Origin of the sequence: Exiguobacterium sp. SH0S7, from assembly GCF_004337195.1 — a bacterium.
Taxonomy (GTDB): domain Bacteria; phylum Bacillota; class Bacilli; order Exiguobacteriales; family Exiguobacteriaceae; genus Exiguobacterium; species Exiguobacterium aurantiacum_A.
Map to the genome: position 1 here is coordinate 24348 of NZ_SJVA01000007.1, position 26171 is coordinate 50518.

A 26171-nucleotide genomic window follows, 5' to 3' on the forward strand; every position below is an offset into this window, starting at 1 on the left:
AGATGGATTTTACTTGATTGGCCCCCGTACTGGAAAATCAGTTGCGATGTCCCGTAATCCTTTTAAGAAGTTGTCCACATTCGTTATGGACGTCTCAAATTCAAAATCAATCTCCTCTGCCTCGTCCTCGAGCGGATGTTCCAAGATACCTCGTACGCTCACTTCATCCCCATCCGCGTCCCGTCTCGTCAACGTCACGCTGATGAACGGTTCTGTCGGCGCGAACACGACTTCCTGCACGTCGCCCGCTACAAACGACTCGAACACAGATATGTAGTGCGCCACGAGCAAACTGTCGAGCATAATGTCGTCGAATGTGATGCGATGGTCAGGCGTATGGAGCCCAACCCAATTCCGATGCCACGACGCGTCATGCATGTTGTCGGCGTCTGAATAGGCGTACGCGTAACTCTCGATTGTCACATCCATCGTCTCGTCACGCGACATCAATTTCGCAATCGGCATCGTTATCCGTCCTTTCGCAGTGAATAGCCGTCAATCTCCTGTAGACGCATCCGTTTCTGATCGACGGCCGCATGCACGATGACCGTCACCCCCGGATTGAGCTCCATCATCTTCTTGATTTTCGTCAAGTCGTCGCCTTTAATCTCGACCGGTAAGACGAACTCGCCTTCCTTCAAGTGAATGAACTTGATTTTCCCTTTATCGTCGTAACCTGTCACTTCGTATGTCGCATACTCGCGTTTCATCTGAACCGCCCCTTTCATTCGTTGTCCTCTTCTATACGTTCCCCGCTTGAATCGCTTCCACACAAAAAATCCATCCCTGTAGCGGCAGGGATGGATTCGTCTTACGCCTCGATGCTATCTGCGTGTTTGGCTTTATGGTCCGCGATGACGCCTGCGTACCATTTCGCGCTGTCTTTCCAGACGCGCTCTTGTGTGTCGAAGTCGATGTAGAGAATGCCGAAGCGTTTCTCGTAACCGAAGCTCCATTCGAAGTTGTCCATGAGCGACCAGAGGTAATATCCGGCGATGTTCATGCCTTCGTCGTTCAAGTCAGATACGGCCTCGAGGTGCTTTTGGACGTAGTCGATGCGATTATCGTCATGGACTTCGCCGTTCTCAAGCACGTCGTCATACGCTGCGCCGTTCTCTGTGATGATGATTGGAAGATCTGTGTACTCGTTACGTAAGCGACGGATCAGGTCTTTGAATTCGTTCGGGGCGATATCCCAGCCCATGCCCGTCTTGTCGTAATCGGAGTAAGCGGCGACTGTCATGAAGTCGTTCGCTGCGCTGAACTCGACGAGTCCACGACTGTAGAAGTTGATGCCAAAGAAATCGCACTCTGTCGAGATTGTCTCCATGTCACCTGGTTTGATGAAGTCGTACGAGTGAACGTATTTCGAGAACAAGTTCATCATGTCGACCGGATACTGGCCTTTGAAGACCGGATCGAGGAACCAACGATTCGAGTACCCGTCCGAGTTGTTCTGAGCGAGTTTGTCGTTCGCCGAGTCCGTCTTCGCGTAGACCGGTGATAAGTTGAGCGTGATGCCGATCGGTGTCGTCGACTTCATGTCGTTCTTGAGCAATTCAACGGCTTTACCGTGTGACAGCAACATGTGGTGCACGGCGCGGACCGCTTCGTTCATGTCACGATGTCCCGGTGCGTGAACACCGGCATGGTAGCCGAGGAAGCCGGCACACCATGGCTCGTTGTGCGTGATCCATGAGTCGACGATACCGTCGAGCTCCTCGAAACAAACTTTCGCGTACTCGAGGAACCAGTCGACCGAGTCACGGTTAACCCAGCCACCCTCTTCGTGAGCCCACATTGGCAAGTCCCAATGATAGAGCGTGACGGCCGGCTTGATGCCTTCTTCACGGAGACGCGTCGCGAGCGTCTTGTAGAATGCCATACCGGCCGGGTTGAACTCACCTTTGGCCGGGAAGATGCGTGGCCAGGCGATTGAGAAGCGATACGTGTCAACGCCGAGCTTTTTGATGTGCTGAATGTCTTCTTCATAGCGGTGGTAGTGGTCGCAAGCGACGTCACCGTTATGCTTGTCGAACACACGTCCGTCGATGTCACAGAACATGTCCCAAATCGACGGCGTGCGCCCGTCTTCGTTATGTGCGCCTTCAATCTGATAAGACGAAGTTGCCGTTCCGAAGACGAAGTCTTTGTTAAACTGCATAGTCAATTCCTCTTTTCTGTCTAGTTATTCTTTGACCGCACCAGCCGAGATACTGCTGACGATGTATTTCGACAAGAACAAGAAGGCGATCATGATCGGCACGACTGAAATCGCGATACCGAGGTAAAGGGCACCGAGGTTTTCGGCGACTTGCGAACCTTTCAAGAAGCCCATGAGTACCGGCAACGTGTACTTCTCTGGTGAGAACAAGAGCACGAGCGGCATCAAGTAGTTGTTCCACGAGCCGATGAACGTGAAGATCGACATCGTCGCAACAGCTGGCATCATCATCGGAAGCGCGATCGTATGGAAGATGCGAAGCTCGCTCGCTCCATCGATCCGCGCTGCTTCGATCATACTGACGTGCAGCGTCGCTTGCGTGTACTGGCGGATGAAGAAGACGACGAACGGACTCGCGATCGACGGGATGATGAGCGGGATGAACGAATCGAGAATCCCGAGCGTCTTGCTGATCTCGTAGAAACCGATAAGTCCGAGTTGTCCCGGGACCATCATCATGACGAGCATGAAGATGAACATCACATTTTTCCCTTTGAATTCATAGAACGAAAATCCGAACGCAGTCATGGCTGAGAAGTAACCCGAGAGTAACGTCACGAGCACTGCAACAATCAAACTGTTTTTAAATCCGGTCCAGATGTTGATGTAGTCGCTCAAGATCGCATAGTTATCGAGTAGTGATGTCCCTGGGATGAGCGAGAAACCGGTCATGATTTCTCCGTTCGTCCGTGTCGCGTTGACGAGCATCATGAGGAACGGGATGAAACAGATAATCGTCAAGATGACCAAGCCTGTATAGATCAAGCCACGGCTAAACCGTTTCTTTTTGACCTTGTTTTTTGGCGGCTCCACGCGGAGAGGTTTCTCCTCGCGCGGCGGCTGTACTTCGCTGTCGGCGAGCATACGCCGTGATTCTGCATTTTGTTCCATTGGTTATGCTCCCTTCTGCGCAGCGCGCTCTTTACGGAACATGCCTTTGAAGACGACCGCCGAGAAGACGAGCGTGATCAAGAACAAGCCGTAAGCAACCGCTGATGCGTAGCCGTAGTTGTTATACTTGAATGCTTGGTTGTACAAGTAAAGCACCATCGTGTTCAGTGCTCCATCTGGCGCACCGACTCCATCTGTCAAGAGAAGCGGAAGATCGAACAGTTGAAGGCCACCGATGAGCGATGTGATCATGATATACAACAGAATCGGTTTAAGCAGTGGCACCGTGACGTTCGTGAACATCTGCCAACGGTTCGCGCCATCGATATGGGCAGCTTCGAAGAAGTCTTGCGAGATCCCCGACACACCGGCCATGACGATGATGAACGAGTGACCGAACCACATCCATGTCAAAATGAGTGAGACGGACAGTTGTGCCGTCACCGGTTGCGATAACCAATTGATCGGGTCTGAAATAATGCCGAGTTTCAAGAGCATCATGTTGAGTGATCCGTGCTGCCAGTCGAGCAAAATTCCAAACAAGAGTGCGACCGAACTGATCGTGATCAAGTTAGGAAGATAGAAGAATGAACGGAAGAACGCGAGGCCCTTCAATTTCAAACGAAGATCTGAGAACAAGAGCGCGAGAGCCAGTGCGAGACCGATTTGCAAGACAAAGTTTATTCCCCAAATCTTAATCGTATTGACGAACGCCTCGATGAAGTATGTGTCTGTCAACAAACGCGCGTAGTTCGCGAAACCGACGACCTCTTCACCCGGGCTGCCGGTATAGTTGGTGAAACTGTAGTACAGGGTCAAGAAGACCGGGTAGATACTGAATGTCAAAAAGACGACCCAAAATGGGGCAATAAACGCATAGCCGTAACGGTCAAGTTTTTTCACGTCGTGTTACTCCTTCCATAGCAACCCTTAAGGGGGGAAATCCCCCCACGGGTTAGCTTGCTTCAGTCAACTGTAATGTCTGGGTAAGCGTTCTTCGCTTGTTTTTTGAACTCTGCGATTGCTTCGTCTTTCGACTTTTTGCCTTCAACGTATTGGAGGACAGACGCGCCGTAGAGTGTGTCGAGCTGTTGGTCGTATTTCGTTACGATTCCTGGTGTGATTTCATCAGCTTGGTCGAGGAAGAACTCATAGTTGTTCTGTCCGCCGAGGAAGTCGTCGCTGAAATCATCTTTGATCTTATCTGTGACCGGTTTGTAAGCGAGTACGTCACCAGTCTCTTCAGCCCAACCTGTCAAGAACTCTTCGTCTTGCGTCATGAGTTTAACGAAGTCGTATGCTGCTTCTTTGTTTTTCGATCCTTCGTAAACTCCGAGCCATGTGCCGCCCCAGAAGTACGGGCTTGGACCGTTCGTGACTGCCCAGTCACCGGCTGAATCTTTCGCGCTGTCTTTCAAGACACTGTGGAGACCCCATGTCGGGAGGACGTATGAGAAGACTTGTGTTTCGACTTCTTTGCCGCCTTCTTTAACTTTGATTGGTTTAGACATACCTTCGAACCAAGATGGTGACCATTCTGGAGCGAGTGCCGTGTATTGTTTCTCACGAAGCTCTTTCGCGTAGTCCATGTAGTCGATCTTATCTTGTGTCAAGACAAGTTCGTTCTTGTCGTTTACCCATGCTTCAGGGTTTGCGCCTTGTGAGAACCAACGGATCGCGCCTTCATCTGGGAACATGCGATAGCCTTTTTGTTTCATCTTCTCGGCAACTTCGAAGACGCCGTCCATCGAGCTCATCATGTTTCCAATTTCAGTCGGATCATCCGTGCCGAGCACTTCTTTCGCTAGGCTACGTTTGTAGTAGACACCACCTGGAGTCGTTTGCCATGAGAGGGCACGCACATCGCCTTCTTTGTCTTTACCGAGGTCAAAGACGTACGGGATGTAGTCGTCCGCGATTTCATTTACATTGTACGGCTCTTCCGAAAGGTTTTCCCAGTAGCCTGCGTCAACCCATTGCTTGAGGAACGCGATCTCCCCAGTGAACACGTCCGGTGCCCCAACGCCGCTTTCAAGTGCTGGCTTGAGTTTTGTCGGATAGTCCGCGATTGGAACAATTGTCAATTCGACTTTGACGCCGTTGCGCTCTTCGTACGTTTTGATTGGTTCTTTGAGCTCATCCGTGAACGACCAAACTTTTAAGACATCGTCTTTAGAACCTGACCCAGAACCTGAAGTTTCTTCGTCGTTTGAGCATGCGCCCAAGACGCCGACTGATAGTGCTCCGATTGAAAGTAAGCTGACTAATTTTTTACGCATGTGTGAACCCATCCTTTTAAGTTTTTAGAAAGCGTTTGCAAGAAGAGGGAATAAATTGTCGAAAGCGCTTTCGAAAATGTCGAAATAAAATATCGAAAGCGATTTCGATTTTTTGGGAATGACTTTCGAAATCGCGCTCTTCCCTCTATCCGATTAAAGGGGAGAGAGCGACTTCGAAATATCATCGGGACTACTTTAGTTTTTGACCGGTGCGCATGACAAGCGTTCGATCAATTTGACCGGAATAACTCGACGTTCTGTGAGTCGTTCTTTAGCGGTCATCTGTTCAATCAACAACTCGGCCGCTGCTTCGCCGATCTCGTCCGTATCTTGACGAATCGTCGTCAGCTTCGGCGTGATGTACTTGATCATGTCGATGTCATCGTAACCGATGATTGAGAGGTCTTCCGGTACCCGGAGACCGTGCTCATGGACGGCTTCAATCGCACCAATCGCCATCTGGTCGCCCGCGACGAAAACTGCGGTCGGAGGGCTTTCGAGCTTTAGAAGCTTCTCCATCGCTTGTTTACCTTCTTCGACTGAAAAGAATCCGGCGTTGATCAGATAACCTGGCTCAATTGGAAGATCGAGTGCCTGCATGGCGAGCTCGTACCCTTTGATTCGGGCCGCACCGGCGTCAATCGTTCTGTCACCGGCGATATGTGCGATCTTGCGATGACCGAGTTCGTACAAGTGGTTCACGGCTAAACGTGCACCCTCGATATTGTCCGAATAGACGACGCTACAATCCGCGCTGTCCATATCGACGACGACGATCGGGATGTCGCTTTGCATGAGTTCTTGGACTTGCTCATCCATCCGGTCCGAACAGATGACGACGATGCCGTCAACGGCGCGGTGTTTGAAGTGTTCGAGATAACTCATGTCACGGTTGCGGAGGTTTCTTGAGGCAAAGATCAAATCATAGCCTTGTTCCTCTGTCGCGTGACGAAAACTTTCAATGATTCCGTTAAAGAATGGATGTTTCATCCCGACTTCGTTCGCTTCCGAGAACATGACTCCGATCGCCCACGATTTCTTCGTCGATAACGACTGGGCGTGTGCGTTCGGCAGATAATCCATCTCGGCGGCTGCTTTTAAAATCTTGGCTCTCGTCTTGTCGCTCACGTCCTTGTAGTTGTTCAACGCTTTAGAGACGGTCGTGATCGAAAAGCCGGTTTTCTTTGCTAAATCATAGATCGTACCCATGTCAGTCTCCTCTTCCCGAAAGCGCTTTCGGTAATTTGATTGTAGCGCATGAATTTGTAGGAATCAATTCTTTTTCGTGGAATATTTTGAGATTTATTTTTGTGACGTCTTTCTTCTATATAACAGTAACAGGAAAGTTTTTGTCGTCAATGTGTCCGTGTGTACAACCATACAAGATTCGTAAATTTTTGAACCTCGGTCTCGCCAGTGACACCTTTGAACAAGCGTTGAAACGGCTTGAGCAATTGCTCGATTACAATTTTCCGAAGCCGCTCTTGATGCAATTCATACGTGATCGCCTCAAATAAATCCCTTTGTTCTTCCGTCATTACCACATGCTTTTGGATCCGCTCTGCCATCTCGACCAACTCTTCTTTCGTGACCAAGTTTTTATCCGTCGTCCCCCGCATTTGATCGACCGTGACCGGGTTCAAGATATGTTCGCCCGTCTCGACCATCCGTGCTGCCATCAGCTCGACGTACTCGTACAAGTTACGGATAAGTTTCTGGATCGAGTAAGCCGTGTTCGTGATGCGTAACGTGAACAGCACGTGTTGCAACATTCCGTTGAATAGAATCGTCAATTCGATCGAATACGGACGAATCGGTTCGCCGATGATTTCCGTCAGTCGCATCGCGAGCCACTCGATCTCGTAGACGCGATGCTGCAAGACGAGTTTTTTCAATTCAGGCTCGTTCGCCGACATGATCGACTCAAACAAGGCGTACAGATTACGTTCCTCATTTAACTGAATGAGAATCGAAATCTGCTCGATGAAGACGTCCTTATCGCGCTTGTCCCGCCCCATCTGCATCTCGATGCGACGCTGGCCGGCGTCATAACGCAAATTCTCAAGGATGTTGGCGACGCAGTCCGTCTTCGAGGCGAAGTAGTTGTAGAACGTGCCTTTTGAAATATTGGCTCGCTCGATGATTTCTTGAACCGATGTCTGTTGTACCCCGTTTTCGATGAACAACGTCATGGCAACATCGGCGACTTTTCGTTTCTTATCTTTCATATACTGATTACTCCGTTCTGTTTGGTTTGTATCCTAAGTATAGCATTTTGAACTACCGGTACAAAATTGTTGATTTATTTATACGATGGGTATAAAATCATTTCATCGACACTTACTAGTATATAACTATTTAGAAAATAAAGGAGCAACTCGTATGAAACCAGAATTTCAAAAGAAACCGCCGTACCTCATGCTTGCGGTTTTGTTCGTCGGGGCGTTCATCGCCTTCTTGAACAACTCATTACTTAACGTCGCGCTCCCATCGATCATGGTCGATTTGGAGATCGCCGACTATTCGACCGTCCAATGGCTCGCGACAGGCTTTATGCTTGTTACGGGCGTCCTCGTCCCAGCATCGGCCTACTTGATCACCCGCTTCTCAAACCGGGCGCTCTTTATTACGTCAATGGCAATCTTCGCTCTAGGGACGGCGATTGCCGCCTTCTCTCCAACGTTCGGCTGGTTGCTCTCAGGGCGGATGATTCAAGCGGTCGGTGCCTCGACGATGGGACCGCTCTTGATGAACGTCATGCTCGTCAGCTTCCCGCGTGAGAAACGCGGAACGGCAATGGGTATCTTCGGTCTCGTCATGATCACGGCACCAGCGATCGGACCGACATTGTCGGGCTATATCGTCGAGTACTACGACTGGCGCGTCTTGTTTGAGATGATTCTCCCACTGGCGATCATTGGACTCGCACTTGCCGTTTGGAAAGCCGAGAACGTCATGGTCCAAAACAAAGACCAATCGCTCGACTACTTGTCGCTCGTCTTATCGACGCTAGGCTTCGGCGGAATTTTATACGGCGTCAGTTCGGCGAGTTCGGACGGTTGGGACAACCCAATCGTCTTGACGACGATGATCGTTGGCCTCATTGCACTTATCGCGTTCGTCGTCCGCCAGCTCAATATGGAAAAACCGCTCCTCGACTTACGGGCGTATAAATATCCGATGTTCGCACTCGCGTCGATCATCGCGATGGTCAACGCGGTCGCCATGTTCTCCGGGATGATTTTGACACCGGCCTACGTCCAAAGCGTCCGCGGCATCTCGCCGCTCGACTCAGGACTGATGCTGTTGCCAGGTGCCATCATCATGGGGATCATGTCACCGATCACGGGGAAACTGTTCGATAAGTTCGGACCGAAGTTGCTTTCCATTACCGGTCTCACCATCACGGCGATCTCGACGTATATGCTCGCGAACGTTCAACTCGACTCGACGTATACGTATATCGTCACGACGTACACGCTTCGCATGTTCGGGATGTCGATGGTCATGATGCCCATCATGACTAACGGTCTCAACCAGTTGCCGACACACCTTAACCCGCACGGCACGGCCATCAACAACACGGCACAACAAGTATCCGGTGCGATCGGGACGGCAGTGCTTGTCACCATCATGAACTCGGTGACACGGACTGAAGCCGAGTCACTTATGACCGGCGTCGATCCGTCGACACTCACTGAAAGCGCAATGGGTGCGATGACGCAGCAAGCGCTACTGTCAGGGATTCAAGTATCGTTTTATGTTGCGCTCGCGATGAACTTACTTGCGCTTGTATTAGCATTTTTCGTGAAACGGGTCGATGTTCGAAAACTCGATTTCAAGGAAGAAGAGCAAGAGCTCAAAAAAGCGAATTAAGTTATACGAAAAGCCGCCCTGTTCTCACAGGACGGCTTTCTTTGCGTGCTATTTCACTCGCTTCACCGTCACATACTCTTTCAACAAAAAGTTGATGCGATCGACTTCATACGGCTCAACTTCTTTTCCTAACTCAATCATTTCTTCATGTTGCGGATGGTTCGGATCATTTAAAATCTCTTGCAGGTGTATGTTTCCAGCCATGCCACCGATATCCTCGAACGGCGTCTCGCCCTCCCACTCCGTCACCATCGGATGCGGGTGCGGATAATCGGCGATGACTTTCTCCAGAATCAGTTCATGTTGCCAATCGTCCCCATAGTCGTACGTGTAGTAGAGTGTTTGATCGGACTCGATGATACTTGGGAGCTTCACGTTTTTCATGTCCCGGACCGTTACTTGCTTGAACCGTTCCAATAGGTTCGTTTCAAATTCGCTCAGCTTTGACTGAGCCTTTAAATACGCGAGACGATCTTTGTGTTCATACACTTCTTCAGGATTTAACACGAAGCGGAACGTCGGGTTACGTAAATCGTCCTCGAATTTTGCTAAATGTGAATCTTCCCACCACATGACGAGTTGAATCGCGTCATGAAGCCGTTTGAAATTCGTCTCCGCCGGGATGATGAACCGGCGCCATACAGGGGTCGGACTCCCCAGCAATTTAATCTGGAATTGATATGCTGTAAACATGTGGTACCGCCTCTCTAAATCGATTGTTCTCGAACATCTGCCCGTCTCGGTTGCTCCGGGTCAAGTAACCGAATTTGTTGCTCATAATACCACTGCACCATATATTGAGCTGCAACTGCAACTATAAAAAATAAGCCGAGGAGTGGGCGACCTAATAGAACCATGACAAATAAAATCAAACTTGGTAACATCATGAACAAAAATGTCCACATATACTGACGACTAATCAATCGCTTGACATTCACCTCAGGCGCCATACTCCGCGCGAACTGACTCTCCTTATAATGGAGCCATCCCGTCACAACGATAGACAAGATAACCCCAATTCCGAGCCCGATATAAAACTGTCCGATTTGATATGCGAGTATAAACGTCAAAACGAGTAATAGAGCGAGACTAATTTGAGAACGATTTCGTTTCTGTTGATGCCGTTTTAGCGCTATGGCACGTTCTTGTTTATCCATTCCCCTCACCTCAATTCTAATCTACGACGCAAATTTGGATTATGTTCCCTTTTTAGCTAAAATTAATGATTGTGCCTCTGAATAATATGGTATTATCTGTATAGTTTATTCAATCGAATCGGAGGATGTCTTGATGAAAAAAGTGCTCGCTTTTGGCTTAGCTATGATCTTGATTTTAACTTCGTGCTTCACCTTCGAAACATCGGCCGAAGCCGCGCCAAAGAAAGAGAATCGTGCTATTATGGGAGCATCGACTTTAACTCCTCAACAGATGGCAGACTACGTGAAAGCGAAAAATCCTAGAACCGTCCGCCTTCATGGTGTGACAGTCGAAGAGCTCGCCAAACTGTTCGTCATCATCGGCGCAAAAGAAGGCGTCCGCGGGGACGTCGCCTTTGCCCAAGCATTGAAAGAGACAGGTTACTTCCGCTACGGCGGGGATGTCCTTCCGAAGCAGCACAATTACTCAGGGATCGGTACAGTCGGCAAAGGGGTCAAAGGCCATTACTTCCGCTCCCCGCACCAAGGCGTGACGGCACAGATTCAACATTTGAAAGCATATGCTTCTAAAGAAGCGTTAAATTCGACCCGCGTCGACCCGCGCTTCCATTATGTGAAACGAGGCTCTGCGACGACTTGGCCGGCCTTGCATCGCAAATGGGCGATGCAACCGTCGGGAAATTATGGGACGGACATCCTCTCGATCTATCGGGAGATGGGACGGACCCAAATCCGGGTCGCCAAAAAATGAACGAACGATCATGACTTATAGGGGTGAACGATAGTGACTTGCAATCAAGTACGGTTATTCAGCGGACTCACGCTTCTCGTAACGGGCGTCGTCTTGCTACTTAAACGCTAACAAGCATTCAGAGCATCTGCTCGGATGCTTTTTTTGTTCATCGAGTAAAATGAAGAGACGAGATCGCATGCCGGCTCGACCGTCGATAAGGAGGAACATCACATGTCAACTTGGGATCAACGTTTTGATACGGATGAGTATGTCTATGGAGAAGAACCAAATGAGTTCGTGAAGCAACAAGTGCACTTGTTCAAAAAAGGAATGACCGTTCTCGCAATCGCCGAGGGAGAAGGCAGAAACGCCGTTTGGCTCGCGGAGCAAGGACTCCACGTAGAAATGTGGGACTATTCGCAAGTCGGGTTAGACAAAGCCGCACGTTTGGCCGAACGTCGCGGCGTGACGCTGCAGACCCGCCTCGTCGATTTGGCTGAAGCGAACTGGCCTGAACAGGCTTACGACGCCGTTTTATGTATATACGGTCATTTCCCGAAAGAAGTGAAAACGGCCGTCTTTAACGGGATCGAGCGAGCATTGAAGCCAGGAGGCTACTTCGTGACAGAAGTGTATAGTGAAGAGCAACTCGCTTATGGGACAGGCGGACCAAAAGAAAAGACGCTCTTATACACAGCGCATGATTTCTCTACCTTCACCGGCTCACTCAACACGTGCCGCTTGTTTGAAGGTGTTGTGGAACGACACGAAGGAATACTTCATCAAGGGACATCCGCGATCATCCAATACATCGGTCAAAAACGCACAAACATCGAATCAAGCGAAAGCTGATTCGATGTTTGTGTCTATCGACAACTGTTTACATACGAAGCGCAAAGCGCGCCCGAAAACAAATACACTCTGCTTCCGGTGAATACACCGTAAGCGTCCCCTCATGAAGCAACATGATTTGACGTGCGATCGATAACCCGAGCCCATCTCCTGGTGTCTCACCTCGTGATGCATCGACACGGTATGTCCGGTCGAACAATTGATCCATCGCATCGATCGTCTGTTGTGACGTCCCGTTACAGAGTCGCCACTCAACCACTGACCCCTGTTGGATCAGTGTCAGTTCAATCGGACTTTCATCCATCGCATATTTTAACGCATTCGACATCAAATTCTGAAAGACACGGATGAGTTGCTCTTGGTCAGCTTCCACGTAGACGTCCGGTTGGATGTTCACGGTTAAACGGTATCCCTTTTCAGCAAACAACGGTTGTAATTCGTGCACCAATTGGCTCGTCAACAAGCTGATATTCAAGCGATGTTTCGATAACGTCACTTGTGCGGAATACAACCGATTCACATCCATCAGTTGATCGAGAAGATGTTCGAGCTGTGCCGTTTTTTCATGTAATACGTTGAAGTGACTTTGCTCTTGATCTGTCCATTCCCGTTCTGTTTGTAGCAATTGGACATAACCGCGAACGCTCGTCAACGGGGTACGTAAATCATGGGACAAGTTAGAGAACAGTTGATTTCGTTCTTCCTCATGCGACCGTTCTTTCTCGAACAATTGATGCAACTGCCTCGACATTTGGTTAACGCTCTCTGCAAGCGTAGCGAGTTCATCTCGCCCCGTCACTTCAACGGTTCGTCCAAGATCTCCGTTTGCGATTTGTTCAATCTCGTTTGATAAATCCGTGATTTTTTGCAGCGTCTTTCGCGTCATCAATGAAAAGCCAATCACAAAAATGATAATTGTAATAAATGTCACGCTTAAGAAAGCAAGATTATAAATCAACGGATCAGGCGTGGTCTCGTTCTGAATATAATACAAGCTAATCAAATAGCCCATAATTAGAAACGCAATCGTGGCGATGAGGGCGTTGATTAGGATAATCCCGATTAATTTAACGAGTAACCGGTCCCACTGTCGCTTTTTCATAGGCGGTACCCCACGCCCCATACCGTTTTAATGTACGAAGGTTTCCGCGGCGTCTCTTCAATCTTCTCGCGAATTTTCGTGATATGGACCATGACCGTATTGTCGACCTCAAACGCGTCTTCTCCCCAAACCGCCTCATAAATCTGTTCGACCGTCAGCACTTGGTTCGGATGGCGCATGAAGTAGGCGAGAATATCAAACTCTTTCGGTGTCAGCCGAATCGAGGTGTCCCCTTTCGTGCATTGTCTTGTTTGAATATCGAGTGTGACGTCATCAAAAATGAGCACGCCGGACTGGGCCGACTGGTCAGCACCGTAGTCCCGGTAGCGTCGAAGTAGCGACTTCACGCGAAGTGTCACCTCAAGCGGATTGAATGGCTTCTTCATGTAATCGTCCGCACCAATCGAGATGCCTTGCATCAGATCCAAATCGCTCGTCTTTGCCGTCAGCATGAGGATTGGCATGAACTGCGTCTTGCGAATTTCAATACAGGCCTCGATGCCGTCCATGACGGGCATCATCCAATCAAGGATGAGTAAATCGATGGCTTCGTGTGCGACGACGTCAAGCACTTCTTGACCCGTCTTTGCAAATCGCAAGGCGTATCCTTCATTTTTTAAATAAATGGCGAGCAACTCGCGGATCGCCTCATCGTCATCGGCAATCAGAATTGTCGGTTGTGGACGCATTCTCTTCCCCCTCACTTCGTGCACTACGTGTTGACAGACGAACTTTGAATTCATCTTGTTCAACTAGCGTAGCATCTTTTACATTTCCCATACACTTTCGCCTGTGAAACGGCAAAAACATGCAGATTCACGTTTTAGTTATATACCTATATGAAGTGTACCGAGCGCATCACAACGCATTCTGTTGAACTTCTTAACATTTCTTAAGACTCTGCTAAACACTTCTTACGCTTATCGCTCCATACTAGACGTTAGAAGGAGTGACTCGATTGGAAACAATACTTACACAATACGTGGTGCTCGCAATCGGTATCATGTTTACCCCGTTGTCCGATGACGTCTTGATGGTCACCCATTTGACGATTACAGCCGTGACGACAGTTCCCGAATGGATCGTGTTCATATCCACTTGGATGGTCTTCACGTTTTCCTTTAGTTGGTTTTATTTGATTGGCCGCGGATTGAATCGATTCATCCCAACTTCAAAACGTGATTCACGTTATTTAAAACGAGCCGAGGCGCTGTATGCACGATACGGAGCACGCGTCATTCTTGTCTCCTACTTTATTCCCGGTTTGCGCCACCCGATTCACTATGTCGCCGGATTCACCTCGTTGTCGTTTCGAACGTATACGTTCTATAACGTCTTATCCGCGCTTGGTTATACCGGTGCGTGGTTCACCGTGATTCAGTTAGCTGAACGCGTCCCGATTTTTAATCAAACGAAAGATTGGATTCTTTCCCTTTAACGGCCGCTACTCACTTCATACATTCAGATTCCAAACGTATCCAAACGGGTATGTATACGGAGAAGAATCGAATGCCAACGGTTTATATGTTGAATGTGCAGAATTGCATCTTCCCCTCCTCGTCAAGGCAGGGAATCTGTCGACCGACGGCAAAGTACTTAAAAGCTGAATGTATGCAAAATAGATGTTGGAAGGAAGGCGACACGGTATATGAACAACGTGAACAAGTCTGTGATTGTGATCGGGGGAGGACTTGGCGGCTTGTCAGCGGCCATTTCTCTCGCTCAACAAGGGTATGAGGTTTCCTTATATGAAAAGAACGGCCATATCGGCGGGAAAGTGAATCGACTCGAGCAAAACGGGTTCGGCTTCGACCTCGGTCCGTCGATTTTAACGATGCCGCAAATTTTTGAAAAGTTATTCACGGGCAGCGGCAAGCGGATGGCGGACTACGTGCCGATCAAACGCCTCGATCTCGAGTGGCGCTCGTTCTTCCCGGACGGCACGGTATTAGATTTATATCACGACCTCGACGTGATGGAGCGCGCCAATCCGACGCTGTCACATAAAGACATGGAAGAGTATCGGGCACTATTGGACTATGCCGAGCGCATCTACCATACGACCGAGAAGAGTTACTTGAAGGAAGGGTTTGAATCACCGCTAGAAGCGGTGGCGAAAACCGGCCTGTTTTCGACGTTGTTCGGATTTGACTTGACGTCGACGATGTACGACGGGATCTCGAAACGGATCAACAACCCGCATTTACGGACGATGCTCTCCTACTACGTCAAATACGTCGGTTCGTCTCCTTACAGCGCCCCGGCCGTGCTCAACATGATGATTTATATGCAGTACGCTCAAGGTTGCTGGTACGTCGAAGGCGGTACGCACAAATTGGCCGAAGGATTGACGAAACTCGCCGAGGAGATCGGCGTCCAAATCCATACGGGGCAAGGTGTCGTCCGTGCCCATACGATCAACGAGAAGATCACCGCCATCGAGCTCGAGGACGGCCGACTCCGGTCAGCCGATTACTTCGTCTCCAACATGGAAGTCATCCCGTTCTATCAAAAGATGGTCGATGCGGATGAAGACTATGTCGACAAGCTCGTGAAAAAATATGAACCGGCGAGTTCTGGCTTCGTGATTCATCTCGGCGTCAAAAAAGAGTATCCGGCCTTAGGACACCACAACTTCTTCTTCTCCGAGAACTTGCACGAACAGATGGATAAGATCTTCGAGAAACACGAGCTACCGGACGACCCGACCATCTATTTGGTGAACGTCAATAAGACCGACCCGACACAGGCGCCGGCAGGACATGAGAACATTAAAATTCTGCCGCACATCCCGTACATCCAAGACGAACCGTTCACACCAGAAGAGTATGCGGCGTTTGAAGAACGCGTCCTCGATAAGCTCGAACGCATGGGCTTGGACGGGTTACGAGACAACACGGTGACGCGCGACGTCTGGACGCCTCATGACATCGAACGCACGTATGGATCGGACCGGGGCGCGATTTACGGCACCGTCGCGGATAAAAAACGGAACGGCGGCTTCAAGCATAAGAAGCAAAGCGAGCTGTACAACAATCTGTATTTCGTCGGCGGCACCGTGAACCCTGGCGGTGGCATGCCGATGGTGACATTGAGCGGTCAACAAGTGAGCGACAAGATCGCGAAGCGTGACGGCGTTAAAAACTGATCATAAAAAGGATTCGAGCCCACGCTCGAATCCTTTTTTAGTGCCCGCGATACTTCCCGAGCGCCCGCATATTCAATAAATAAAGCACACCTGCGTAAACGATTAAACCGAGCACATAACCCCAGATCCCGGTGAAATCGCTCCCGTACACCATCACTTCCTTGATTGCCGTCGCCCCATAGAAGATCGGCATGGCGTAGCTCAAATTGCCGAGCCCATACGGAATCAAGTCGAGCGGGATCAATCCTGAGAAGAACACTTGCGGGATGATCGTGAACGGGATCATTTGGACGACTTGGAGCTCCGAGCGGGCGAACACCGAAATCGTCGCCCCGAACAAAACGGCCGTCCCGGCCATTAAAATCATCACAAGAAATACCCAACCGATGTTCCCGAGCGACGTCAGCCCGAGCACGTAGATCGTATAGAGCACGATGAGGACAGACTGTACGACCGCGAAGACGCCATAGCCGAGCGTATACCCTAAAATGACTTGTCCGCGTTTGATCGGGGTCATGAGCAGCCGTTCGAGCGTACCCCCGCTCCGCTCTTTGACGAGCGCCATCGCCGACAGGATGAAGACGAAGAAGAACGAGAACAGCGACAAGAACACGTAGCCGAACGAATCAAACGTCGACTGTCCTTCTTCTCCGTATACGTAATTCATCTCGATATCGGCCGTCGGATTGAGCGCCGACAACGCCGCTTGGATCTCACGCACCGCTTTCGACGATTTCGTCGACGGTTCGCGCAACGTGATCATGGTACCCGCCTGTCCCGCTTCGAAGACGGCATCGACGTCTTTATTGTCTTCCAAATAAGCAACCGGCTCCTCGACCGTATCGAGTCGCACGTCGAGCGTCTCGGCTTCAAACGCGTCGATAAGCTGCTGCTGGGCGGCCTCATCAAGCACGACGACCGGCACGTAATCCGAGTCGCCGAGCAAGAAGTAGACGAGTGTGAGGATGAGGAGCGGGGCGATCAAAATCAAGGCGACGCTCCGCTTGTCGTTCAACGTCTGAAAGATGACCCGTTTCGCCAAGTTACGCATCGTGCTTCGCCTCCTCTCGTCCGGCAATGAGGAACAGTTCCTCGACGCGTCCGTTCTCGGTCTGTTCGAGCAAGTGCGTCACCGTGTCATAGGCGATCAAGCGCCCGTTGTAGATGAGCGCGGCCCGGTCACACTCGAGCACCTCGTCCATGACGTGGGTCGAGACGATGATCGTCGTCCCACCGGCTCGAATCGTTTGAAACTGATCCCAAATCTGGCGGCGCAAAATCGGGTCGATCCCTACCGTCGGCTCGTCTAAAAACAAGACGTCCGGTTGATGGAGGATGGCGATGGCGAGCGACAGCCGCTTCTTCATCCCGCCCGAATAGTTGCGGACGAGCTTTTTTCGGTCGGCCGTCAAATCGACGAGGGCGAGCACGTCATCAATCCGTTGTTTGAGCCCTGCCTTGCCGAGCTTATAGATCGAGCCGAAAAACTCGAGGTTCGCCTCACCCGACAAATCGTCGTACAGCCCATCGTTTTGCGGCATGAATCCGATCTTATGAAGCATGTTCATGTTCGGCATCACCGTCTCGCCGACTCGAATCGATCCTTTGTCTGCCGCCAATGCGCCGATCATCAAACGGATGAGCGTCGTCTTCCCCGACCCTGAAGGACCGAGCAGACAACAGATATCGCCCGAGTTGATCGTGAAGCCGATATGATCGATGGCCAGTTGGTCACCGAACGATTTACTGACGTCGTTCAGTTGAATATTCATATTGGACTCCCTCCCGATGTCTGCCTCGTGTACACTGGACTAAAAGACACCGTGTTGGTTTATACGTTCAGTATAGTCCGCGCTCGAACGGTCAACAACCATCAATCTCGGTCACAGTGTTGGTTTTCCAACAGACGGCGACAATGTGTTGGATAAAGGAGAAAAAATATGGAACAGACAGACTTACGGGTCGTCCGAACGAAGCAGTTGATCAAACAGGCGTTGCTCGAATTGATCGAAGAACAAGGATTTGAAGCGGTCACGGTGAAGGCGCTCACGGAACGCGCCGGCATCAACCGGGGTACGTTCTATAGCCACTATGTGGATAAGTACGATCTCATGGAAAAATCGATTGAAACGATCTTTCATGAGGCCGAAACAAAACTCATCAAAAATTTGCCGAACGTCTTTGGCAATCAACAAGGCTCCGCTCCCCATCAGTTGCTCGTCCCGTTCATCCGGTTCATCGAGAAAAATAAGATTTTGATGAAACCGCTTCTCGGTCCGAACGGCGATCCGCAGTTCCAGGCGAGACTCCGCGCCTACATGTACACGGCTCTGTTTCACCGTTCCCCGACCGTATTGTTCGACGAGACGCAGTCACTCGTCCCACCCGATTATTTAGTATCCTATATCTCGTCGGCCCATATGGGCGTCATTTATGAGTGGCTGTATAATGACCGAACTGAAACGGTAGAGGACATCGCACGCATCATCTATACGATCACGTTTGAAGGACCGCTCGTCGCGGGTGGGTTAAAGCCGGACAGACAAAAAGACAGGTAGCTACCTGTCTTTTTGATTAGGAAGCGTCACACGCACCGTCGTCCCTGACTTCAATTCGCTCGTGACGTCTACATGACCACCGTGCAACGTGACGATTTTTTGGACAATCGCCATACCGAGTCCTGACCCGCCTTGATGTCTCGAAGGGTCGGCCTGATAGAATCGCTCGTACATACGGCTCACTTGTTCCGGAGTCATGCCCTCCCCGTCATCCGTGATCTCGCAGACAATCGCTTCCGCCGTTTGCATGAGCTTGATGCGGATCGTGCCGCCGTCATAAGAATGGGTCATCGCGTTTTGGATCAGGTTGATCCACACTTGGTGCAGCAGTCCGGCATCGCCGACCATCTCGACTTCATCAAGCTCAGCGATCAGGTTCAACCGTTTGCGACTCGATTCTCGTTCAAACGATAAGATACTTTCCCGCATCTGTTCACTGAGCGAGAAGCGGCTGACGTCTAATCCGACGACCGAGTGATCCAACTTGGCAAGGCGCAGCAAGTCACGTGACAACCGTGACAGCCGCTTGCCTTCCTGTTCGATCATCGTCGCGTAGTTGACTCGTTTTTCCGTCGGCACGTCAGCCCGTTTCAGTAGCGTCGCGTAGCCGAGGATCGAGGCGACCGGCGTCTTGAATTCATGCGCCATGATCGCCGTCAATTCCTCGTTTTTAGACTCATTCGTCGCCAACGTCTCGGTCATCTGATTGAACTGACTCGCCAACTTGCCGATCTCATCGTCCCCGCCGTCATGTACCCGTACCGTCAAATCACCAGAAGCGACTTTACTTGCCGCCTCGGTCACCCGGTCGATCCGTCTCGTCATGAGCCGGACCGCGAACAAGACAAGCACGCTCGAGACGAGCGCCGTGAGCAACAACGTCTGAAACGATAGATCGCGGAAAATCGTGACCGGGTTCTCGTCCGCGTTCGGGGACAACGTCACGACAGTCCGATCGATTAAAAGCGTGACGGCAGGCAATCGCTCGTCGCTTACGGTCAGCACGTCGCCTCGTTCAAGACGCGCGCGCTCCGCGACCGACCAACTTGCGGCCGCGTAGCGGTCCGTCTCGACAATAAGCGTCCGTTCGGAAAACAAGTCGATGACCTCATCGGCTCCTAATTCATAACGCTCAGAAGCCGTCAGCATGCTCTCGGCCCGTTCAACGAGCATCGTCTCGACTTGCGACGTCAACGCATTCATTTGGAACGTCAAGAAGAGCGTCAGCGTCAGTAAGATCGGGATGAGCAACAGCCCGAAGAAGATGGTCAGGAAACGTCCGTAAATCGAGCTGAAGAAGGACTTCATGACTTCAACTCCAAGCGGTACCCAAGTCCCCAGACGGTACTGATTTGAAATGCGTCGACATGCTTCAAGCGGCTCCGGAGACGGTTAACATGGACATCGATTGTACGGACGTCACTTTCCGTTTCATAGCCCCATATGCGATCGAGCAACTGTTGTCGCGTGAACACTTGATTGAGATGCGTCGCCAAATGATACAACAACTCAAACTCTTTCTTCGGCACCTCGATTGTCTCGACCGGGGTGATCACCGTCAGTGATGTTTCGTCTAACACGCAATCGTGCAGTTGAATCTGGTGGTCTCGATATATATTGGCTCGTCGTAGCATCGCCTCGATGCGGAGCTCGAGTTCTTCTAGATCGACCGGCTTGACGAGATAGTCGTCGGCCCCGGCCCGGAATCCTTTCTTCTTATCAGGCAACGTCTCGAGCGCGGTCAACATTAAGATTGGGAGCGTGTAACCGGCGTCCCGCAGTTGCTCGGTCAACGCTCGACCATCGAGACGCGGCATCATAATGTCGGTCACGATGACGTCGATCGGTTGCTGATCGAGCAGATCGAGCGCCTCCTCTCCGTCAACGGCCCACAGCACGCGGTAGCCCGCTGTCGTCAAATATTCAAACAGAAGACCTCCGAGTGCCGGATCATCTTCGACAAGCAATAGCGTGACCATACGAGATTCCTTCTTTCTTTATGCGTTTCGTAACGCTTCAATCGGCTGCAAGGCGGACGCCTTACGGGCCGGGATATATCCAAAGATGACACCGATCACGACTGAAAACCCGAGTGCCAAGCCGACGGTCGAACTAGCCAACGTGAACGGGACACCCATGACGACGGTCAAACCGAAGGCAAGGAGTGCGCCGACCACTACACCGACCAACCCACCGAGGACGGACAAGAGCACCGATTCAAACAAGAACTGTTGGCGAATTTTCGCCGGTGTCGCGCCTAACGCTTTTCGTAAGCCGATCTCACTCGTCCGCTCCGTCACCGAGACGAGCATCATGTTCATGATGCCGATACCGCCAACGAGCAGCGAGATGGACGCGATGCCGATGAGCAGCATGCTGAGCAAGGCGTTGATTTGGTCGATTGACGCGAGGGCGTCTTCAAAGCTCGTGACGGTAAACGCGTCCCGACCGTTAAATGCGGTCGTCAACTGCTGCGTCAATTCTTCACTTACTGTCTCAGATTGTCCTGATTCCGTGTACAGGTCAAACGTCGAAATCGTATTCACATGAAACTGGTGAAGCGCGGTCGTCACCGGAATGACGATCGTCTCGTCCGTCGACATCGAAAACTCTGAAGACGGGGCGAGCGTGCCGACGACGATGTAACGGATCCCGCCGATCGTGATCGTCTCACCGATTGGCGACGTGGTCGGGAACGATTCCTTCACGATCGTATCACCGATTACGGCGACGCGTGTCCGCTCCGAGACGTCCACTGGCGTGATGCCACGCCCGGAAGCGAGTGTCGAATCTGAGAAGAACGCGTCACTCTTCCCAAGGACGCTCTGTTCGGTCGTTTGACCGCCCAAATAGACGTCCGCTTGATGACTTGTCGTAGGCGATAACGACTCGACGCCGTCAATCGCTTCGAGACGTTCCACTTCGGTGACGCTGATGCCATTCTTCGTCGCATCTTCGATTTGGACACTCATCCGGTCCGCCCCGAACGTCGCGACTTCTTCATTGATTGAGGACGTGACACCCGAGATGACCGTCATGAGTGTGATGATGGACGCCGTCCCGATGACAATTCCAAGAATCGTCAAGAAAGAGCGCATCTTATGACTGATCACCGTCAGCCAGGCCATACGTATATTTTCTCGAATCATCGTCGTTCCTCCTTCTCGATACGGCCATCCCGAACGTAGACGATGCGCGTCGCTTCTTTGGCGATGTCGAGGTCATGGGTGATCATGATGATCGTCTTCCCTTCCGCATGCAATTCATGAAACAAGTTCAGAATTTGACGTCCGTTCGTCTGATCGAGCGCCCCGGTCGGCTCATCGGCGAGCAGTAGAGACGGATTTGTCACGAGCGCCCGCGCGATGGCGACACGTTGTTGTTGCCCACCCGACAGTTGATTCGGGTAATGGTTCTGTTTATCGCCGAGCCCGACACGCGTCAACATCTGGTGCGTCCGGTCTTTTCGTTCCGACTTCGACAGCCGTTGATAGATGAGCGGTAACTCGACGTTTTCGCTTGCCGTCAATCGCGGCAGTAAGTTGAACTGTTGAAAGATGAACCCGATCTGCTGATTGCGGAACGCCGACAATTCGGTCTCGGATAATCCGGTCACGTCACGGTCGCCAAAGCTGTAGCGACCGCTCGTGTATCCGTCCAGACAACCGAGAATGTTCATGAGCGTTGATTTCCCCGAACCAGACGGCCCGAGGATGGCGACGAACTCGCCGTCGTGAACCGTCAAATCGATACCGTTCAACACGATCTGTTCGTTTTCACCCGACCCGTACGCTTTCGTCAAATCGGTGACTTCAATGAGTGCGCTCATTGTCCGCCTCCGATCTGTGGTGGCATGATACCCCCAGCTGTCGCCTCATCCATTAAGAGGACGCTATCTTCGTCTAATCCGTCTTTAATCTCAACGCGGCTGCCGTCGCTGATGCCGAGCTCGACTTGCCGTTTCACCGGACCATCCGTGCCCTCGACGTACACGTAGGCGTCGCCTTCTTCAAACGTGATGCTGTCGAGTGATAGCGTCTCTGCTTCTTCGACACGTTCGACGACAATCGAGCCTTCGAGCGTCATCCCGTTTCGTAATCCGTCCGTTTCAGGCAACGTGACGTTCATCGCATAACGTGCTGACGAGCCCGGAGTCGTCAATGCTTCCGCTTCATCCGCAATCGATTCGACCGTTCCTTCGAGTTCAGTGTCCAATGCGTTCGCATAGATCGTCAGCGCATCACCTTCCTCGACTTTCCCTAAATCCCGCTCGTCGATCAACAGTCGTCCGGTCGCATCTTCTCCGACAGTCGTCACCTGACCGGCAAACGTGTAGACGTTCTCAATCGTCTCCGTCGCCACTTGCTCTGACTTATATTCGACCGATTGCGGCATCAAGAAAATGCCAGCTCCTAACGCGATGGCCAGGGCACCGCCACCTAATCCCCACTTCAGTTTTTTGTTCATCTGTCAATTCCTCCTTTTGGTTGTACCTCAAGGATAAACAGAAGTTATAAACAAAGTGTGAACGGATAAATTTACAAATAATTGAAACTATCATGCTAGTAAATGCGTATATCGAATTAATCCACATCAACCTCGGAGGTATATATGCATCAAATCACGAGTTATTTCTTTCTGTATGCAAAAATCGTCCTTACGGATAAAGTGCCATTTCTTTTAACGATGGGACTCCCGCTCGGTGTCGCCCTCCTGTACAGTCCACCAAATATCGGTACGATGACGTCTGCCGAATACGCCACGTATTTGTCGTACTTTTGGGTGTACATCATCTTGGCGACTTATTTGAACGGGATTGCGCTCGAACTCGCACGAATGCGCGAATACGGTCTCATGAAGACGTACGTCATGATCTCCGGCAACAAATACACATACATGTTGGCCATCTTATTGGCCCAGCTCTTGTTTGCCGCAATCAGTCTCCTACTCTTCACAGTTGTCGTCACGCTCGTCCACGGTCATTTCACTTTCGGTTTGCTCGCGAGCCCAATCCTGCTGTTGCTCGGCAGCTTTCCGTTCGCGCTCGGAAGTGTCGTCTTGACGCTTCTGCCGGTGAAAGTATCGAGCTTGATGAAATTTGCGAACATTCTCACCTATCCGCTGTTCCTTTTAGCCGTCAAACAGCCAGATGTCTGGTTCGGTTATGCCAATCCGTTTTATGCCCTACTTCAACTGTCGCTCGCCGTCGTTCATGGTGTCACGCAAGTCGACGTCTCGTTTAACCTGATTACGACAATTCTCTCTCTTGTCGGTTACGTCATCGTCGGCCTGTTCGCGATGAATCGCTTCAACCTCGTCTCATCCGTCACACGCTAGGAGGAAATGATGAACATTCAAAACTTGACCTACTTTTATCCGAAAGCAACACGTCCCGTGCTCGACGACGTCTCATTCACGCTTCATCCGAATAAACTGAACGTCTTGATTGGCCTGAACGGGGCCGGGAAGACGACGTTGTTTGACTGTATGACAAGGACGCTCCCAGTCGACCGGGCCTCGCTACAGCTCGTACCATCGTCTGACATGCTGTATTTAACGCAACAGATTTTGTATCACAACGAATTAACGGGAAAAGATCTCACGTACTTCATAGGACGACTTACAAAGCGGCCTGACTTCAAGCGACTAGCGACTTATGTCAACGGACTCACGACCGCCCGGGAACAAGAGCTGTTCGAGCATCTGTGGAAGATGAAGCTCGGCAAAATGTCGGTCGGAGAACGCAAGTGGCTATTCGTGACATTGCTCTCCTCGGTCAAACGATCGCTCTACTTGTTCGACGAACCGACGAGCGGCGTCGATCCGGCGTCACGCATCAACATCATGCGCCATTTACAGCGACTCGTAAAAGACGGTCGTACGTGCCTCATCTCGACGCATCAACTGCATGACTTATCCCAGCTGGAGTCCCATGTCATCTTCCTCCATGAAGGTCGTGTCCTGTATGAAGGAGATTTCCAAGACTGGTTGCGCGCGTCCGGGACGACCGACCCCGACGAGGCGTTCGTAAAGATGGTCGAAGGCATTCAAGATGATGTGGCGGTGACAACGTGAATGACTCGTTTTGGGAAAGACACCGCTTCAAGTTCTATAAAATCGGCATGCTCGCTTAATGGAGTCGACTTCTAACTTATTAAAATTCCCTATGGAGAAGCAGATGAATTCACCAATCTGTATTCATCCATAGGATTTTTATCGTAACGAGATATGACTCAATTGTCTGTGATGCAACTTATGTGGATATTTCTGTAAAGTGTTCATCTTGTGTTGATGACCAGGGAGGTAGTTGCTACACTGATTTCAAATATATGGATTGGTATAGAGGAAGGCGGTTCGTGCATGAAAATCAAGCTCGATATTAGTACCGAGCGCTATGACGAGATTAAGTCTATGCTCGAGGAAAGAGGAATTGAAATAGATGATACAGCCGACCTAGTACTGAGTACATCCACTCCTTTTGTTCAGCATTTGACCGTGAAAGAAAAGGACACGAATGAACGGATTGTATTGCCAGTCGCGGATATTATTTGTATCGAATCGTTTGGCCGTACTGTGGAAATTCAAACGCAAGAATCAGTTTATCTCGCCACTGATCGATTATACCGGCTCGTTAGTTTGCTTGATCCGACGTCTTTTTTACGGATAAGTAACTCTGTTGTGATTGCAACAAATCAAATCAAACAAATCAAACCCACTCTTTCTTCAAAATTTATCCTTACCCTAACGAACGGAAAACGCGTTGATGTGACAAGGAGCTATTACTATATCTTTAAAGATCATTTTCATATCTGAAGGAGACGAATCCATGAGTATCCCCATTTACATCATCGCAACATGTATAGTTCTATTCATCTTTATTGTGACTGTCACGCTTTATTTTCAGGCTTACAAGCGACATATCAATCAAGCGCTACACGGAAACTCAAGAACACATTCCCCGATGGTCCCACCTTACAAAATCACTGTCATCCTGTCGATCGTTCTTTTATTAATTAGTGTATTGATTAGTTATTTTGCGGGATACACCAATGCGTACAAAGCATATGAGGAAGATACGTGGATCCTCGCTCCGTCTGATATTCAGACATTTCACGCCGAAATTCAAGGAATCGAAGAAAATCGGATAACGATTAAAGGTAATTCATTTAACGATGAAACGAATCAAACGCTTATGGAATATGAAATTTTTGATGAACAAGTATCCATTTACAAGCAAGATCAAATCATTTCTCTATCAGACTTATCAAAGGGTGATTTGATTTTAATCACCTTGTTAACTAACCGTTCGGGTACAGATGTGTTTAAAATCCAATTATTAGAGGATAAGTAA

29 protein-coding genes are annotated in these 26171 nt (G+C 50.2%); 10 read left to right on the plus strand and 19 right to left on the minus strand.

Annotation, left to right across the window (positions count from 1 at the left end; genetic code table 11):
- Nucleotides 1–9: 9 nt before the first annotated feature.
- From EVJ22_RS11145 to EVJ22_RS11180, 8 genes are all read right to left on the minus strand, one after another.
- Nucleotides 10–465: a WapI family immunity protein gene (locus EVJ22_RS11145; RefSeq protein WP_071398940.1), complete on the minus strand. Its 456-nt coding sequence runs from the start codon at nt 463–465 to the stop codon at nt 10–12.
- Between the two features lie 2 nt (nt 466–467).
- Entirely contained in the window at nt 468–710 is a 243-nt protein-coding gene (locus EVJ22_RS11150; RefSeq protein ID WP_131441496.1) for a hypothetical protein, read from the minus strand.
- A gap of 101 nt (nt 711–811) precedes the next feature.
- Nucleotides 812–2164: a GH1 family beta-glucosidase gene (locus EVJ22_RS11155; protein ID WP_071398942.1), complete on the minus strand. Its 1353-nt coding sequence runs from the start codon at nt 2162–2164 to the stop codon at nt 812–814.
- Between the two features lie 24 nt (nt 2165–2188).
- Nucleotides 2189–3115 carry a carbohydrate ABC transporter permease gene (locus EVJ22_RS11160; RefSeq protein ID WP_173647386.1) on the minus strand — a complete coding sequence of 309 codons (927 nt, stop codon included), beginning with the start codon at nt 3113–3115 and terminating at the stop codon, nt 2189–2191.
- Nucleotides 3116–3118: 3 nt separating this feature from the next.
- Nucleotides 3119–4018: a carbohydrate ABC transporter permease gene (locus EVJ22_RS11165; RefSeq protein ID WP_071398943.1), complete on the minus strand. Its 900-nt coding sequence runs from the start codon at nt 4016–4018 to the stop codon at nt 3119–3121.
- A gap of 62 nt (nt 4019–4080) precedes the next feature.
- Nucleotides 4081–5394 (minus strand): ABC transporter substrate-binding protein, encoded by a 1314-nt coding sequence (locus EVJ22_RS11170; RefSeq protein ID WP_233589693.1) that lies wholly within the window; start codon nt 5392–5394, stop codon nt 4081–4083.
- 195 nt (nt 5395–5589) lie between these two features.
- Entirely contained in the window at nt 5590–6603 is a 1014-nt protein-coding gene (locus tag EVJ22_RS11175; protein WP_131443929.1) for a LacI family DNA-binding transcriptional regulator, read from the minus strand.
- Between the two features lie 146 nt (nt 6604–6749).
- Nucleotides 6750–7622, minus strand: coding sequence for a TetR/AcrR family transcriptional regulator (locus tag EVJ22_RS11180; RefSeq protein ID WP_071398946.1), 873 nt, complete (start codon nt 7620–7622; stop codon nt 6750–6752).
- A gap of 154 nt (nt 7623–7776) precedes the next feature.
- Between EVJ22_RS11180 and EVJ22_RS11185 the strand changes: the two genes are divergently transcribed.
- Nucleotides 7777–9270 carry a DHA2 family efflux MFS transporter permease subunit gene (locus tag EVJ22_RS11185; protein WP_131443930.1) on the plus strand — a complete coding sequence of 498 codons (1494 nt, stop codon included), beginning with the start codon at nt 7777–7779 and terminating at the stop codon, nt 9268–9270.
- Nucleotides 9271–9318: 48 nt separating this feature from the next.
- Here EVJ22_RS11185 and EVJ22_RS11190 read toward each other — a convergent pair whose 3' ends face one another.
- Nucleotides 9319–9963: a plasmid pRiA4b ORF-3 family protein gene (locus EVJ22_RS11190; RefSeq protein ID WP_071398954.1), complete on the minus strand. Its 645-nt coding sequence runs from the start codon at nt 9961–9963 to the stop codon at nt 9319–9321.
- Nucleotides 9964–9977: 14 nt separating this feature from the next.
- Nucleotides 9978–10427: a hypothetical protein gene (locus EVJ22_RS11195; RefSeq protein WP_131443931.1), complete on the minus strand. Its 450-nt coding sequence runs from the start codon at nt 10425–10427 to the stop codon at nt 9978–9980.
- Nucleotides 10428–10668: 241 nt separating this feature from the next.
- Here EVJ22_RS11195 and EVJ22_RS11200 point away from each other — a divergent pair, with 241 nt between their 5' ends.
- Nucleotides 10669–11178, plus strand: a complete 510-nt coding sequence (locus EVJ22_RS11200) for a glucosaminidase domain-containing protein (protein ID WP_233589694.1) — start codon at nt 10669–10671, stop codon at nt 11176–11178.
- A 213-nt stretch (nt 11179–11391) separates the two neighbouring features.
- Complete coding sequence (locus tag EVJ22_RS11205) at nt 11392–12012, plus strand: SAM-dependent methyltransferase (RefSeq protein ID WP_071398957.1); 621 nt, start codon at nt 11392–11394, stop codon at nt 12010–12012.
- A gap of 28 nt (nt 12013–12040) precedes the next feature.
- Here EVJ22_RS11205 and EVJ22_RS11210 read toward each other — a convergent pair whose 3' ends face one another.
- Complete coding sequence (locus EVJ22_RS11210; RefSeq protein ID WP_071398958.1) at nt 12041–13114, minus strand: HAMP domain-containing sensor histidine kinase; 1074 nt, start codon at nt 13112–13114, stop codon at nt 12041–12043.
- On the minus strand, nt 13111–13803 hold the full coding sequence (locus EVJ22_RS11215; RefSeq protein ID WP_071398959.1) for a response regulator transcription factor: 693 nt from the start codon (nt 13801–13803) through the stop codon (nt 13111–13113). The genes EVJ22_RS11210 and EVJ22_RS11215 overlap by 4 nt, the downstream gene beginning before the upstream one ends.
- A gap of 269 nt (nt 13804–14072) precedes the next feature.
- Here EVJ22_RS11215 and EVJ22_RS11220 point away from each other — a divergent pair, with 269 nt between their 5' ends.
- Together EVJ22_RS11220 and EVJ22_RS11225 are read left to right on the plus strand one after the other, a co-directional pair.
- Nucleotides 14073–14552, plus strand: a complete 480-nt coding sequence (locus EVJ22_RS11220) for a DedA family protein (RefSeq protein WP_131443932.1) — start codon at nt 14073–14075, stop codon at nt 14550–14552.
- 210 nt (nt 14553–14762) lie between these two features.
- Nucleotides 14763–16262, plus strand: a complete 1500-nt coding sequence (locus EVJ22_RS11225; protein ID WP_071398961.1) for a phytoene desaturase family protein — start codon at nt 14763–14765, stop codon at nt 16260–16262.
- 37 nt (nt 16263–16299) lie between these two features.
- Here EVJ22_RS11225 and EVJ22_RS11230 read toward each other — a convergent pair whose 3' ends face one another.
- Both EVJ22_RS11230 and EVJ22_RS11235 read right to left on the minus strand, forming a co-directional pair.
- Nucleotides 16300–17313: an ABC transporter permease gene (locus EVJ22_RS11230; RefSeq protein ID WP_131443933.1), complete on the minus strand. Its 1014-nt coding sequence runs from the start codon at nt 17311–17313 to the stop codon at nt 16300–16302.
- On the minus strand, nt 17306–18034 hold the full coding sequence (locus tag EVJ22_RS11235) for an ABC transporter ATP-binding protein (RefSeq protein ID WP_131443934.1): 729 nt from the start codon (nt 18032–18034) through the stop codon (nt 17306–17308). The genes EVJ22_RS11230 and EVJ22_RS11235 overlap by 8 nt, the downstream gene beginning before the upstream one ends.
- Nucleotides 18035–18202: 168 nt before the next feature.
- On the opposite strand from EVJ22_RS11235, the gene EVJ22_RS11240 reads away from it, so the two are divergent.
- Nucleotides 18203–18820: a TetR/AcrR family transcriptional regulator gene (locus EVJ22_RS11240; RefSeq protein ID WP_131443935.1), complete on the plus strand. Its 618-nt coding sequence runs from the start codon at nt 18203–18205 to the stop codon at nt 18818–18820.
- Here EVJ22_RS11240 and EVJ22_RS11245 read toward each other — a convergent pair whose 3' ends face one another.
- The 5 genes from EVJ22_RS11245 to EVJ22_RS11265 are packed head-to-tail and all read right to left on the minus strand — an operon-like array spanning nt 18821 to nt 23287.
- Nucleotides 18821–20128, minus strand: coding sequence for a HAMP domain-containing sensor histidine kinase (locus EVJ22_RS11245; RefSeq protein WP_131443936.1), 1308 nt, complete (start codon nt 20126–20128; stop codon nt 18821–18823).
- Nucleotides 20125–20799, minus strand: coding sequence for a response regulator transcription factor (locus EVJ22_RS11250; RefSeq protein ID WP_070329061.1), 675 nt, complete (start codon nt 20797–20799; stop codon nt 20125–20127). The genes EVJ22_RS11245 and EVJ22_RS11250 overlap by 4 nt, the downstream gene beginning before the upstream one ends.
- A gap of 18 nt (nt 20800–20817) precedes the next feature.
- Nucleotides 20818–21969 (minus strand): ABC transporter permease, encoded by a 1152-nt coding sequence (locus EVJ22_RS11255; protein WP_233589695.1) that lies wholly within the window; start codon nt 21967–21969, stop codon nt 20818–20820.
- Entirely contained in the window at nt 21966–22649 is a 684-nt protein-coding gene (locus EVJ22_RS11260) for an ABC transporter ATP-binding protein (RefSeq protein ID WP_070329059.1), read from the minus strand. Before EVJ22_RS11260 ends, EVJ22_RS11255 begins: the two co-directional genes overlap by 4 nt.
- Nucleotides 22646–23287 (minus strand): efflux RND transporter periplasmic adaptor subunit, encoded by a 642-nt coding sequence (locus EVJ22_RS11265; protein WP_071398966.1) that lies wholly within the window; start codon nt 23285–23287, stop codon nt 22646–22648. The genes EVJ22_RS11260 and EVJ22_RS11265 overlap by 4 nt, the downstream gene beginning before the upstream one ends.
- A gap of 144 nt (nt 23288–23431) precedes the next feature.
- Here EVJ22_RS11265 and EVJ22_RS11270 point away from each other — a divergent pair, with 144 nt between their 5' ends.
- The 4 genes from EVJ22_RS11270 to EVJ22_RS11285 all read left to right on the plus strand — a co-directional run bounded on the left by EVJ22_RS11270 (nt 23432) and on the right by EVJ22_RS11285 (nt 26171).
- Nucleotides 23432–24157: a hypothetical protein gene (locus EVJ22_RS11270; protein WP_131441509.1), complete on the plus strand. Its 726-nt coding sequence runs from the start codon at nt 23432–23434 to the stop codon at nt 24155–24157.
- Nucleotides 24158–24166: 9 nt separating this feature from the next.
- Nucleotides 24167–24895, plus strand: coding sequence for an ATP-binding cassette domain-containing protein (locus EVJ22_RS11275; protein WP_084813037.1), 729 nt, complete (start codon nt 24167–24169; stop codon nt 24893–24895).
- 285 nt (nt 24896–25180) lie between these two features.
- Nucleotides 25181–25633: a LytTR family DNA-binding domain-containing protein gene (locus EVJ22_RS11280; protein ID WP_131443937.1), complete on the plus strand. Its 453-nt coding sequence runs from the start codon at nt 25181–25183 to the stop codon at nt 25631–25633.
- Nucleotides 25634–25646: 13 nt separating this feature from the next.
- The gene (locus tag EVJ22_RS11285) at nt 25647–26171 is read left to right on the plus strand and encodes a hypothetical protein (protein ID WP_233589696.1); all 525 of its coding nucleotides are present in this window, start codon (nt 25647–25649) and stop codon (nt 26169–26171) included.